This is a genomic window from uncultured Fibrobacter sp., assembly GCF_947166265.1.
Taxonomy (GTDB): Bacteria; Fibrobacterota; Fibrobacteria; order Fibrobacterales; family Fibrobacteraceae; genus Fibrobacter.
This window is the reverse complement of record NZ_CAMVDO010000005.1, coordinates 76,524-89,868: the sequence shown is the minus strand read 5'-3', so window position 1 is coordinate 89,868 and position 13,345 is coordinate 76,524. Positions and strand designations below refer to the sequence as shown.

At 45.7% G+C, this 13,345-nt stretch carries 9 protein-coding genes; 6 read left to right on the top strand and 3 right to left on the bottom strand.

Going from position 1 to position 13,345, the window contains the following annotated elements; all coding sequences use genetic code 11:
- Positions 1–48: 48 nt before the first annotated feature.
- Positions 49–612, bottom strand: a complete 564-nt coding sequence (locus Q0W37_RS04275) for a hypothetical protein (protein ID WP_297699105.1) — start codon at positions 610–612, stop codon at positions 49–51.
- Positions 613–642: 30 nt separating this feature from the next.
- Complete coding sequence (locus tag Q0W37_RS04270) at positions 643–2,763, bottom strand: fibrobacter succinogenes major paralogous domain-containing protein (protein ID WP_297699103.1); 2,121 nt, start codon at positions 2,761–2,763, stop codon at positions 643–645.
- Between the two features lie 769 nt (positions 2,764–3,532).
- On the opposite strand from Q0W37_RS04270, the gene Q0W37_RS04265 reads away from it, so the two are divergent.
- Positions 3,533–3,814: a type II toxin-antitoxin system Phd/YefM family antitoxin gene (locus tag Q0W37_RS04265; RefSeq protein WP_297699101.1), complete on the top strand. Its 282-nt coding sequence runs from the start codon at positions 3,533–3,535 to the stop codon at positions 3,812–3,814.
- A gap of 262 nt (positions 3,815–4,076) precedes the next feature.
- On the opposite strand, the gene thrS is transcribed toward Q0W37_RS04265, so the two are convergent.
- The gene (thrS, locus tag Q0W37_RS04260) at positions 4,077–6,014 is read right to left on the bottom strand and encodes a threonine--tRNA ligase (protein WP_297699099.1); all 1,938 of its coding nucleotides are present in this window, start codon (positions 6,012–6,014) and stop codon (positions 4,077–4,079) included.
- Between the two features lie 696 nt (positions 6,015–6,710).
- Here thrS and Q0W37_RS04255 point away from each other — a divergent pair.
- From Q0W37_RS04255 to Q0W37_RS04235, 5 genes are all read left to right on the top strand, one after another.
- Positions 6,711–8,048 carry an ATP-binding protein gene (locus tag Q0W37_RS04255; protein ID WP_297699098.1) on the top strand — a complete coding sequence of 446 codons (1,338 nt, stop codon included), beginning with the start codon at positions 6,711–6,713 and terminating at the stop codon, positions 8,046–8,048.
- A 158-nt stretch (positions 8,049–8,206) separates the two neighbouring features.
- The gene (locus tag Q0W37_RS04250) at positions 8,207–8,803 is read left to right on the top strand and encodes a restriction endonuclease subunit S (protein ID WP_297699096.1); all 597 of its coding nucleotides are present in this window, start codon (positions 8,207–8,209) and stop codon (positions 8,801–8,803) included.
- 2 nt (positions 8,804–8,805) lie between these two features.
- On the top strand, positions 8,806–10,359 hold the full coding sequence (locus tag Q0W37_RS04245) for a type I restriction-modification system subunit M (RefSeq protein ID WP_297699094.1): 1,554 nt from the start codon (positions 8,806–8,808) through the stop codon (positions 10,357–10,359).
- 67 nt (positions 10,360–10,426) lie between these two features.
- A complete protein-coding gene (locus Q0W37_RS04240) occupies positions 10,427–11,281 on the top strand; it encodes a KilA-N domain-containing protein (protein ID WP_367186240.1) in 855 nt (284 codons plus the stop codon).
- A 30-nt stretch (positions 11,282–11,311) separates the two neighbouring features.
- Entirely contained in the window at positions 11,312–13,345 is a 2,034-nt protein-coding gene (locus Q0W37_RS04235) for a RecQ family ATP-dependent DNA helicase (protein WP_297699090.1), read from the top strand.

Sequence of the window (13,345 nt, the reverse complement as noted above, 5' to 3'; positions counted from 1 at the left end):
CCAAAGGGTCACTATCCCTAACGCAGATGCCGAAATATTTTTCTGATTTTACAATTCTTCAACATAACAGAGAATATAGTATCGCTCTTTTTCTGTAAGCGGACCGTTTTTCGTCTTTACTTCTTTTATTATTGCGTTTTTGAATTTGTTGTTGAATTGTTTTAATAAGTATTCTTTGGCCTTTTTTGCCTTTTCATTACTATGAGGAATCCATATGTCTGCAATAATGACTGCATGTTTGGAATATCCTTTGGTTTCCTCATCAATATTAATATTCTTCCAGTTGTTTCTTATTCTTTTCAAATCAGATTCAACGGAATCAATTTTGTTTTTGCTGTTTATTCTTTTCGCTTCAACTAGATAAAGTTTTTTCGCTTTTCTACTTATAATTAGAGAATCAAAGTGTTCTTTCTTATTGGACTTACTATTTTCTATCGGAACTTCTTGCCATATAACTAAATCTTTTTCAGCGGCTATATTGTAGAAACAGCTGCAAAAATTAAAAGTTAGATTTCGTTCTGTAAACCCGGTAGAACCAAACGATGGATAGTAGTTATCCAATATTTTTTCATATCGTTCTACAGTCTTGTTTGTTACTTTGTCTAAATTCATTTTTTACTCCTTTAAAAAAATCTAACAAAATCAATCTTTGACGCAACGGACGGAGTATTCATCTTTTTTTGGGCTTTCATCAATGTACGCTCGATTACTGTAACGAGCACAGTTAGAAAGAGCACACTCTGTATATGTTTCATAAGCTTGCAAAGATAGTCCGTATGCTTTGTTCTTATCAAGTTCTGTCGAACTCCAAAAGTGAGCATATTCGCCAATACCGTTGTAAGAGGAACCGTATCCATATCCAGCAGGAAACGCCGTGAAAGAGTATGAATCCGCTCCATTATTTGCTTCCCATCTTGTCGAAGATTTGAGCATCTTTCCCGCTACAGATTGTCCCCCAACAGCAGAGATTAAGGTTTCGAATTCTTCCCGTGACGGAAGGTGCCAACCTTCAGGACATGCATCCATCGCCCCGGACCATGTATAATAAAGTCCCCATGTCATTTTTGCGTTTTCGCAGAGTTCTATGTTGGTGTAGCAAGATGATCCTGTTTTTCGGTATCTTAAGTTTTCAGACATCCAGGTTTGCTCTCCTATGGTGACGGACTTGTATGTTTTGTTATCCCTTTCGTCAATGAAAGAACCTATTGTTACATGAGCTCCAATAGTTCCGTCCCAAACACTATTCTGATTTGGACATCTATAAATCGAATCTTGATTTTCAGATATTTGTTTCCTGATTTCATCTTCTACAGTGTATCCCGTGCAGCCTTTTTCAAGTGAAATTTCAATTTCAGTTGCTTTCCTAAAAAAAGCTCCTTTTGAAGTAGTGCTGTCACAAACATATTTGTTTTCTGTAATAACTTCTCCATCGACAATGCTTCCGTCTGCGGAACATACTTTCCCGTAGGTGTCATATTCCAATGTTGTCATCTTATACCATTCGGAACGACAGATATAATACTCCTCATTCCATTTTTTTATAATTCCAACATAGTTCTTTGAACAGGGGCCTAATTCGTACTCCTTTGCTGGAATTTCTGTCCAATCACCATTTTCACAGGAGTAATACATGGTGTCGATTCGTCCCGTTGTGCCTTCATTTGCGGCCGTACAATATCCCAACACAAAAATTTTGATTGATATTTCTTTCCATTTCTTATTTTCGCAGGTAAAGTACTTTCCTCCCGTGGAAATTTTTTCACTTTCTCTGCTAGCAACGCATGCTCCATATTGTTTTTCGATATAATCTGCGGCTTTACGCCATATTCCATCTTCATAAACATAATAATTTGTCGGTTTTACTGAACCGGCTCTCACCTCACCATCTTTTCCCGCGTCCCATTCATAAGTATCATATTCTATGACTGAAGCTTCTCTCCAGTTGCCGTCATCGCAGATAAAATAGGAAATGTCATATTCTACGTATTTTTTGACTTCCCCCTGATTGTTGGCTGTACAAAGTCCCAAGGCTGTTTCTTTTTTGGCTTCGCTCCATTTATTTTTCTCAAAGATGTAGTAAGTGCTTGTGACGTTGCCTTTCTTGATTTCCCCATCTTTACCATTCGACCATTGGTAAGTATCTATTTCAATTTTGTTTGCAAGATCCCAGCCTTTTGCTCTACAGATATGATATGAGGAATCGGCACGTGCAAAGGCGCAGAGACCGATGTTTGTAGAATTACATTTTCCACCAAGACTGCCTTTGGCGTTTACTTCCATACAGATTGAGTTGCTTGAAGAACTTGATGAGTTGTTGTCGCTAGATTTTATGATGACGGAAGAACTGCTGGAATTTGTTGTATTCTTGGCTATGCTTGATGAAGAGTTGAATTGTTTGATTTCTGAGCTGCTGAAAAAAAAGATACTTGATGATGATGTAATGGTTTCGATTCCTGAACTGCTATAAACTGGGTTAACGCCAAAGGAACTTGAAATTTGGACATTGGTTATATCAATCCAATTGTTGTTTATGCATAGATAATCTGTGCTTTGTGATGCTACGAAAATGGAGTCTCCTTCGCGATCCGTGGTGCAGTAACCAAGTTCATCGTATGAGACTACTTCACGTTGAGGCATTTCGGGCGATTGACTTTGATTGCCGTTTTCATCGCCACATGCAACGAGGAGCGGTATCGCCATCAAAATTTCAATGAGTCTAACGGTCGAATTGATTGTAAATACATTTCTTTTTTTGATGACCATATAGCCTCCATTATTAAAACCTGCGGAGTTCGCTCCGTTCTGCAAAGAACTTCGCCAATTTTTGTGTAAATACAAAAAAGGCGTAGATCGTTGCATCTATCCAAACGGGGCTCTAGACTTGCCTCTGACGGATAAATGCAAACGACCCACGCCCCAAAAGGGCTGTTGCCCTTGGTCATATGACCAACAACCGGCTAATAAGCCGGCACAGCAAACCGAGATACGCCGAAAGACGGCATACCTGCGTGAGCGTTCGCCTTGTCCTCAGTCATAAGAAATTGTCTAGATTTCGTTTGGAGAACAAGAGCTAAACTCTCTATTTCATTCTAAAAATAACTTAAAAAAACAGTAATAACACAATTTTACTCAAAATTCTAGCGAAAAAGATGCCAAAAACGCATTTTTTCAAGCAAACAAATGCTCCGACTTGGAATGTAGTTGGCTTTTTTCTGGAAAAATGTATTTTGTAGACGAGGATTTTTATGGAAGATCTTGTTCTGACAATTCCGACCCAAGATTTGGGGATTATGGAAACGCTGGCAACTCGCATGGGCTGGACTGTGCGGTCTAAGCGGAGTATTGTCCAGAAATTCGTCGATTCATGTCCCAAGACCCCGATGATGACTGACGAAGAAATCGCCGCTGAAGTCAACGCTGTTCGATACAAGAAGTCGTATAAAAGCCCAGATTGTTTTTGTAACCCCCTTAAAACTTGCCTTTGATAGGCGAAAAAGGTATATTTAGGGAAGTTTATCGACAGAAGTCAATCATGCTTGATGTGTGCGAATGCATAAAGCCCGATTCTTACGTCAGTTCCAACATCGACGAAGTGATGAATTTTGTGAACGATCGCAGGGAACCGATGGTAATAACCCAGGATGGAAAATCTCGGGCGGTTCTTGTTGATGTCGAGACATACCAAGACATGAAGAAAGCCTTCAGCCTTCTAAAAATCATTCAACTTTCGGAAAAGGATGTCCAGGCAGGACGGACAGAACCGGCGACGATGGTTTTTCAGGATTTAAGGCGGAAGTACAATGTCGGAAAATGATTTTTACAACGTTGTCGTTTCATAATTCGCAAAAGAAGATTTGAACGAAATCATTCAGGGCTTGTATCGTATTGTGTATGAAATTCGAGAAAAAGATGTCGTCATTCATACAATTATTGATAGCCGAAGAAATTTTGATGAAGTGCTAATCGCAAAGCTGATGCGATATATAAAGAAATAGAAAATAAAACGCAGGCTCGGGTCTGCGTTTCAAATTTAAAAGGCGATGCCGGAACGGTGTCCGGCATGACATATTGGGCGATTAGCGAACAACCTTGCGGTCGTCTTCCGTCATCTTGAGGAAGTCTGCGACAGTCATTTGACCCTTGTCGCCTTCCTTTCTCTTGTTGACTGCGATAACGCCTTCAGCCTGTTCCTTTTCGCCTACAATAATCTTGTAAGGAATCTTCTGCAGTTCGCACTGACGGATCTTGTAGCCGAGTTTCTCATTCGACTCATCGACTTCCACGCGGACGCCGGCGTTCACGAGTTCCTTCTCGACCTGCTTTGCGTAGTCCACGAACTTCTCGGAAATCGGGAGCACGCGGGCCTGAACCGGAGCGAGCCACAGCGGGAAATCGCCCATGAATTCTTCGATCAAAATGCCGAGGAAGCGTTCGATGGAACCCACGGCCGCACGGTGCAACATCACCGGAATGTGCTTCTGGTTGTCCTTACCGACATACTCGGCACCCAGACGCTGCGGGAGGTTGAAGTCCACCTGGATGGTACCGCACTGCCAGTCACGACCGAGGCTGTCCTTCAGCGTGAATTCGAGCTTCGGGCCGTAGAAGGCGCCTTCGCCCGGATTCAGGATGTAGTCGAGGCCGGCGAGCTTCGTCGCTTCGGCGAGGGCGGCTTCAGCCTTGTCCCAGATTTCGTCGGAACCCACGCGCTTTTCCGGGCGGGTGGAGAACTTCACCACGATATCGTCGAAACCGAAGTCGTGGTAGATTTCCTTGACGAGGGCGCAGAAGTCGGCCACTTCGCTTGCAATCTGGTCTTCGGTACAGAAGATGTGGGCGTCGTCCTGCACAAAGCCGCGCACGCGCATCAGGCCGTGCATGGTACCGGCAGGTTCGTAACGGTGGCACTTACCGAATTCGGCAAGGCGCATCGGCAGGTCGCGCCAGCTGCGGAGCCCGGTGTTGAAAATCTGGATGTGGCAGGGGCAGTTCATCGGCTTCACGGCCATTTCCACGTCGCCAGCCAGCGTCTTGAACATGTTCTCGTTGTACTTGTCGGCGTGGCCGGACTTGATCCACAAAGTCTTGTTCACGATTTCCGGCGTAATCACTTCGAGGTAGCCGCGACGGTCAATCTTGCCGCGGATGTAGTCCTTGAGGGCGTTCACCATCTTGGTGCCCTTCGGGTGCCAGAACACCATGCCCGGAGAATGGTCTTCGATGTGGTAGAGGTCCATTTCCTTGCCGATCTTGCGGTGGTCGCGCTTTTCGGCTTCTTCGAGGAACTTCAAATAAGTTTCGAGACCTTCCTTGTCAGCAAAGCAAGTGCCGTACACGCGGGTCAGCTGGTCGCTGTTCTGGTCGCCATGCCAGTAGGCGCCCGACATCGAGAGCACCTTGAAATTCTTGAGCTTGCCAGTAGAAGGCACGTGGGGGCCGGCACAGAGGTCTTCAAAGTTCTTGCCCGGTTCGCCAGTCACGTAGAAGCTGAGAGTGCCGTCGCTACCTTCGCGGGCGAGAGCGCGCTGCGCGTTATCCGTCTTGTACTTGTCGCCTTCGGTGCGCTTCAGGCCATCGGCGGCGCTGACTTCGCAACGGGTAAACGGACGGTCTTCCTTGATGATTTCCTTCATGCGCTTTTCGATGCGCTCGAAATCCGACTGCTGGATCGGGGTCGGTGTCATCAAATCGTAGTAGAAACCCTTGTCGATAGCCGGACCGTAGGCGAGCTTGGTGCCCGGGAACAGGTCGCAGATGGCTTCGGCGAGCACGTGGCTGCAGCTGTGACGCAGGAGCATCAGAGCATCCGGGTCGTCGTTGCTCGGCGTGATAATCTTGATCGTGCCGCTCTCGGTGAGCGGGCGCGTGAGGTCGAGGACCTTATCGCCGAGTTTGACGCCAAGCGCCTTGCGTGCAAGACCTTCGGAAATGCCCTTCGCAATTTCGAGGCCGGTGGTGCCCGATGCTACGGAACGTACGGAGCCATCGGGGAAGGTGAGTTCGATTTGAGACATAAATAATCCTTTTTGTGGGCGGTTCTCGCCCGGTTCCCCAGAAATACGACATCTGGCGGTGAGGCCAAAGATAGAATATAGGGTGCGCAGTGGCAACCAAGACACCTTTTTTCTTCCATAAAGGGGGAAGAATCCCCCTGATTGCAGCCCGCTACGCGGTCTTCCATCACCCCTTCGCCTAGAGGCCCGGCCCCTAAAACCCCCGATAAAACTCTACACCCTATATCGCGCCCTTTTCTCGGCGACGCAAAGTTCTTTTTGTTTGGTACGCTTAGCCTGGATAGGTGCATCGAAAAAATGCCCTGCTAGGTGAAGGCGTAAGGTGCATACCGTTGTCCTCCCCAACTTGAGGTGAAAATTTTGCACCTCAACTTTTCTAGTTCTTTATGGGATAGCTGAAATTTCAGTTTTTTTTTGGGGGGGGGCGAAATTAAAGAAAAACAGCAAAATATGCAAAAATAATTCCTAGAAAGAGGACGTTCGGTATTATTTCTTGATGGAGCCGAAGATTTGACTGAAATTGGAGAAAATGGCGTAAAATCGGAAATTTTTACCACAAAAACACGCAACGAAATCCGGCATATATATGGATAGTACACTTTTTCATACGAAAAAGTGCGCTCATAACACACTAATTCGGTTGAAAAAGTGCAGTAAAGTATTGACAATTCGGTCGGAAAAGTGTAGTTTTGGGATATGTTCAAGCGAAAAATCCTTAAAGAATTTGAAAATTGGAAGATCTCGGGGGGCAAAAAGAAGGCCCTGGTCGTCAAGGGAATGCGCCAAATTGGCAAAACGTCCAGCGTCCTGGAATTCGCCCATAGCCACTACGAGAACGTCGTCTATATCAACTTTAAGGAAAACGAAAACGCAAAGCGTGTCTTTGACAGTGACCTGAACGTGGGCAGGATTACCATAGACCTTTCGGCGCTTTTCCCCAACGCGCATTTTGTCGAAAACAAGACAGTCATCATCTTCGATGAAATTCAGGAATGTGCGAACGCCCGCGCAAGCATCAAGCCTTTTATGGAAGACGGTCGCTACGATGTCATCTGTACTGGATCCCTGCTTGGTATTAAGGGGTACAACCGTAAAAAGGGAAAAGGCGTCCCAACCGGTTTTGAAAGAATAATTTATATGAAACCCATGGATTTCGAGGAATTTCTGTGGGCGAAGGGAATCGACGAAAATGTCATCAGTTACCTGAAGGAATGCTTCGCGAAAAAGGAACCCGTAAGCGAGGCGACGCACAACGCCATGCTCCGCTACTTCAAGGAATACCTTTGTGTAGGCGGGCTCCCTTATGTCGTTTCTCGATTTGTCGAGACGAACGACATGAACGTCGTTTGGCAGGAACAGCAAGACATTCTTGAAGAATACAAGGACGACTTTGGCAAGCACCTTGACGAGAACGAAAACGAGGAAATCGACCGCACGCTTCTTGGCCGCATCAATCGCGTTTTTGATTCGATTCCCGCCCAACTTGCGAAGGAAAACAACAAGTTTGTCTATTCGCAACTAGAAAAGAAGGGTCGTTCCGAAAATTACCAAACCGCAATCCAATGGCTCTACGACTGCGGCATAATCAACATTTGCCACAACCTGACCAACATCGCAGAACCCCTTGAAGGCTACAAGATCGAGAATACGTTTAAGATTTATGTGCAGGATTCCGGCCTGTTTGTCGCCATGCTGGAACGTGGCACCGCGGCCAAGATTCTAAGCGGCGATTTGGGATTCTATAAAGGCGCCATCTACGAGAACATCATCGCAGATTGTTTCTCTAAACAAGGTCGCAAACTATTCTACTTCCGCAAAGAATCCGGGCTAGAAATTGACTTTGTAGAAAATGTCGGCGGCGAACTCGCCATTATTGAAGTCAAGGCGACAACGGGGCGCTCCAAGTCGGCAAAGACCGTTCTGAGTAACGACAACTACGATGCAAAAGTTTGCTACAAGCTCTCCGAAAACAACATCGGTGTTGCAGGCAAAATGGTTACCCTGCCGTACTACATGGCAATGTTCTTGGAGTGATTTATAAATTGGCAGGGGAACGCGTTAGACTTTCGCGACAACCACCTCAAAATAAATCACAAATCATCCATAACAAAAAATTTCTTTTAAAAACTATTGCATTTCCGACTGAAATAACTTATATTACCATTGTAAAATCACAAATTGACCATTGCAAAATGTTTTTAAAAGACGTTTCGAACATAAGAACAGGGCTGGTCACAGCCCGAAAACAGGCAAAAGGGCCCGAAAACGGCGGTTTTCGGGAATATCGCCTGCTCAGTCTGCGCTGCATCAAGGAGCCTGGCGTTTTGGATGTGGGCCTTGCCGAACCCTACGCCGCTAATGATGAACTGAAACCGGAGTTTTTGACCCAGCAGGACGACATCCTGGTTCGTCTTAGTGCCCCCTACACGGCGGCCTTGGTCAGCAACGAATCGACCGGCTATGTGGTGCCGTCGCATTTCGCTATCATTCGCGTTGACAAGTCGAAGGTGGATCCTGCTTATGTGCTGTGGATTTTGCGCCAGCAATCCACATTGAAGCAAGTCTACCAGAACGTAAGCGGCTCAGTCGCTTTTGGCACAATCAACTCCAGTTTCTTCAACGATTTGAAAATAGACATCATCCCGCTCGAAAAGCAGCGGTTAATCGGCGAGATTCTGAAGCTTTCGGAACGGGAACAGGCCCTGCTTTCGGAACTCGCGAGGGCGAAAGCGGAGTTGAACATGGCGATAATGACCAATGCGTACAAGAATTTAAATAAAGGAAAATAGCAATGACGACAAAACAAAACATCGAAAAAGTCCTCTGGAACGCATGCGACAGCTTCCGTGGTAAAATCGACAGTTCCCGCTACAAGGACTACATCTTGTCCATGCTCTTCGTGAAATACCTGAGTGATGTCTATAAGGAAACTCGCGAAAAATACGAGAAGCAGTACAAGGGCGACAAACAACGCGTAGAACGAGCCATGAACCGCGAGCGTTTTGTGATGGATGAATCCTCCACGTTCGATTACCTCTACGAAAAGAGGAACGACAACCAGATTGGCCAAAAAATCAACGTGGCGTTGGCGGCAATCGAAAACAACAACAGCGCCAAGCTGCACGATGTGTTCCGCGCCATCGACTTCAACTCCACGGTTGACTTTGGCGAGCCCAAGGAAAAGAACGCGACCCTCAAGAACCTGCTGGAAGATTTCAAGGATCTTGACTTGCGTCCGTCGCAGTTGGACAATGCCGATATTATCGGCGATGCCTACGAATACATGATTGCAAACTTTGCATCGGATGCGGGCAAGAAGGGCGGCGAATTTTACACCCCGAACAAGGTGTCTGAACTTGTCGCGCGCTTGGTGAGGCCCAAGGAAAACGACCGCATTTACGACGGCACCTGCGGAAGCGGCGGCTTGCTGCTCAAGGCATTTGCGCAAATCAAGAACCGCAAGGCTCGTATTTACGGCCAGGAACAGAACATGCAGACTTGGGCTCTCTGCCGCATGAACATGTTCTTGCACGGAGTTGACGATGCCGTGATTTGGCAGGGTGACACGCTCTCGAACCCGGGCAACATCGAAAACGACCAGCTGATGAAATTCCAGTGCATTGTGGCGAACCCGCCGTTCTCCTTGGACAAATGGGACAGCGGCTTCTTGGGCGATGCATCTGAGAACGACAAGAAGGCGAAAATGTCCGCCGATCTCGATCCGTATAAGCGCTTTGATTGGGGTGTTCCGCCGACGTCCAAGGGTGATTACGCCTTCGTGATGCATTTCCTCCACAGCCTCGATGACGCGACGGGCCGTATGGGCATTGTGCTTCCGCATGGCGTGCTGTTCCGTGGCGCAAGCGAAGGCAAAATCCGCCAGACAATTATCGAAAAATTCAACTTCCTGGATGCAGTTATCGGACTCCCGGCGAATCTGTTCTATGGAACGAGTATTCCTGCGTGCATTCTAGTATTCCGCAAAAGTCGTGGTGCCAGCAATCGCGTGTTGTTCATCGATGCCAGCGGCGACGAGCATTACGAAAAGGGAAAGAACCAGAATGCTCTCCGAGAACAGGATGTCGAAAAAATTATCGAAACCTACAAGACGTATCTTGAAGACCGGAGTTATGGCGGCGAAGAAAAGTACAGTTACGTGGCGACACTCGATGAAATCAAGGAAAACGACTACAACCTGAACATTCCGCGCTACGTAGATACCTTCGAAGAGGAGGCTCCCATTGATGTGGACGCGGTGCAGAAGGATATCGACCGTCTTGAAAAGGAACTCGCCGAAGTCCGTAAGCAGATGGCCCAAAAACTGAAGGAGATTAAGCGGGGATAAGGATCGTTTTGCATCGGCTAAAAAAATAAGGCAGAGATAGGAGCGAAATATGGTAAAAGTAAAAAAGATGATTCAGATGAAAAAAGAAACGATTCATGCCTTAGGGATTGATATTGGCATTTATACCACAGATTTTGAAAATGAGTATATTTCAATGACTGATATCGCAAAATACCGTAATGAAGATGATCCCCGTTTTGTCATCCAAAACTGGATGCGTAATCGAAATACAATAGAATTTTTAGCTGTATGGGAGTGCCTCCATAATCCAGATTTTAACCGTGTGCATTTCGACACGGTTAAAAATGACGCCGGTTTAAACCGATTTGTTATGACCCCTACAAAGTGGATTGAACAAACAAATGCTAAGGGTATTGTTTGTAAGTTTGGTCGATACGGTGGCGGTATTTTTGCGCATAGCGATATTGCTATGGAATTTGCATCGTGGATATCTCCTGAATTCAAACTGTATATTGTCAAGGATTATCGACGCCTAAAATCGGACGAAAGCAGCCGCCTGTCCCTAAATTGGAACCTGAATAGGGAAATTTCCAAGCTGAACTACAGGATTCATACTGACGCGATTAAGGGAAAACTCATTTTGCCGCAGTTGACCCCGATGCAGAAGAGTTTTGTTTATGCCGATGAAGCTGATCTATTGAATGTGGCTCTTTTTGGAGAAACCGCCAAGGAATGGCGAACTAATAATCCGGGCAAAAAAGGAAATATTAGGGATTACGCCGATATCCCGCATCTTTTGGTTTTGGCGAACCTAGAAAGCTACAATGCCATTTTGATAAAGGAAGGAATGGCGCAATCAGAGCGACTCGTAAAACTGCGTGAAACAGCAGAGAATCAACTAGAAACTATTCTGTCGCTTGATTTACAGAAGCCGATTTTGATAGGAAACGAAAAGAATTGATAATTCAATAGAAGGGAATGGAGTAAGTTTATGAACCGTCAAGAAGCTGAGCAAAAATTAAAGGAAATCTTTGGATTCGCCCATTTTCACGACGCACAGTGGGCGGCGATTGAAAAAATTTTAAATAATGAACGCGTCTTGATGATTCAAAAGACTGGCTTTGGCAAGTCTCTCTGTTACCAGTTCCCTGCAACACAACTTGATGGCCTCACAATTGTCTTTTCCCCATTGATTGCCTTGATGCGTGACCAAGTGAATTCACTCAATGAGAAAGGGATTGTCGCTAAGTGCATCAACTCGAACCAGACTCCCGAAGAAAATGGGCAGATTCTTGAAGATGCGAAGAATGGGAAAATTAAGATTCTGTATATCGCCCCGGAGCGCCAAGGCAACCTCTCATGGCAAGAAACCGTCCGTGAAATCAAGGTGGCCATGGTCGTTGTTGATGAGGCACATTGCATTTCGCAATGGGGGCATGATTTTCGCCCGGATTTTCGACGTATTGTTGACCTTGTTAGAATCTTGCCAGAAAACGTCCCTGTGTTGGCTGTGACTGCAACAGCGACGGAGCGTGTCCAGGACGATATCCAGGAGCAAATCGGCAAGAACATGACTGTCTTGCGCGGCAACCTCCTGCGAGAGAATCTTCGCCTGTTTGTTGTTAAAGTCAAATCGGAAAACGAAAAGAAAATCCGCATTGCAGAATACTTGCAGCATTGCGATGGTTCTGGCCTTATTTATACGGGAACTCGCGTCAACACGCAAGTATATGCGGACTGGTTGAAGTTTGTAGGAATAGATGCTGAAATGTATAACGCCTCTTTGGAGGGCGAAGACAGGATTCGGATAGAACAGGGGCTTAAAGAAAACCGCTGGAAGGCTATTGTCGCAACGAATGCTTTGGGAATGGGCATAGACAAGCCGGATATCCGCTTTATCATCCATACGCAGATGCCGCAGTCCCCAATTCATTATTACCAAGAAATCGGTCGTGCCGGTCGTGATGGCAAACCGTCGGATATCATTCTGTTCTACAATGAAAATGTGAACAAAGAAGGAATCCCCTACGACAAAATGTTGCCCCTCAATTTTATCAACGGAGCAAAACCCAAAACGGCAGATTACGGACGCGTTATAAACGCCTTGAAAAATGCTCCCCTTGGCGAGCGGGACGTAATGCGCGAATTGAATATGAAGCAGACACCCGTAAGGACCATTCTTGCTGATTTACTCGAACAGAAGATCGCTGTGCGCAATGAAAAAGGTAAATACGAATATCGGTTTGACGCTCCCGAACTTGATACAAAATCTTTTGAGGAACTTCGTCAATCCAAGATGATCGACTTGGATGCTATGATGGGCTATATTGAAACAACTGGCTCTCGAATGGATTATCTCCGCAGGTATCTCGGCGACACGATAACAGTATCTTCTGAAAATTGCGATAATACTAATCTGGCAGATTATATGCCCAAGCGCTATTCTGAAGCGACATGGCTCAAAATACGCGATTTCAAGCAAGACTATTTCCCAGAAATAGCAAAGAAGAAATCCTCCAAACTTGAGCTTGGATTTGCGTTGGCTAATTATTCCCTAGAAGATGGCGAAATAGGCCAGATGGTGCATAATTGCAAATACGAAGGTGCGGGAGATTTCCCGGATGATATCGTTCGGCGAATGGCACGAATGATCCAAAAGAAGATGATGAACAACAAGATAGATATGCTGCTTTATGTGCCACCGACGGAATCGGGAGACCTAGTCAAGAACTTTGCCATAAAAGTTGGTGATTTGTTGGGCGTTCCCGTATGCCATAATCTTAAAAAGATGAGACAGACAACGGCACAGAAGATTCCCCAGAATGCTATTTTGAAAAGAAAAAATGTGGAAGACGCGTTCGACTTCGATTCGCCCGAAATACTCGAAGGGAAAAGCGTTCTTTTGCTAGATGATATCTATGATAGTGGTGCGACATTGAACGAGATTGCAAAAATGTTGAAAGAAAAAGGTGCTGCAACCATAACCCCGGTAGTTATCGCTAAAACCGTTGGAGGCGATTTATGA

Coding starts and splice junctions, on each gene's coding strand:
- Q0W37_RS04255 (WP_297699098.1), top strand. CDS start 6,711: ATGTTCAAGCGAAAAATCCTTAAAGAATTTGAAAATTGGAAGATCTCG.
- Q0W37_RS04265 (WP_297699101.1), top strand. CDS start 3,533: ATGCTTGATGTGTGCGAATGCATAAAGCCCGATTCTTACGTCAGTTCC.
- Q0W37_RS04275 (WP_297699105.1), bottom strand. CDS start 612: ATGAATTTAGACAAAGTAACAAACAAGACTGTAGAACGATATGAAAAA.
- thrS (WP_297699099.1), bottom strand. CDS start 6,014: ATGTCTCAAATCGAACTCACCTTCCCCGATGGCTCCGTACGTTCCGTA.
- Q0W37_RS04245 (WP_297699094.1), top strand. CDS start 8,806: ATGACGACAAAACAAAACATCGAAAAAGTCCTCTGGAACGCATGCGAC.
- Q0W37_RS04235 (WP_297699090.1), top strand. CDS start 11,312: ATGAACCGTCAAGAAGCTGAGCAAAAATTAAAGGAAATCTTTGGATTC.
- Q0W37_RS04250 (WP_297699096.1), top strand. CDS start 8,207: ATGTTTTTAAAAGACGTTTCGAACATAAGAACAGGGCTGGTCACAGCC.
- Q0W37_RS04240 (WP_367186240.1), top strand. CDS start 10,427: ATGATTCAGATGAAAAAAGAAACGATTCATGCCTTAGGGATTGATATT.
- Q0W37_RS04270 (WP_297699103.1), bottom strand. CDS start 2,763: ATGGTCATCAAAAAAAGAAATGTATTTACAATCAATTCGACCGTTAGA.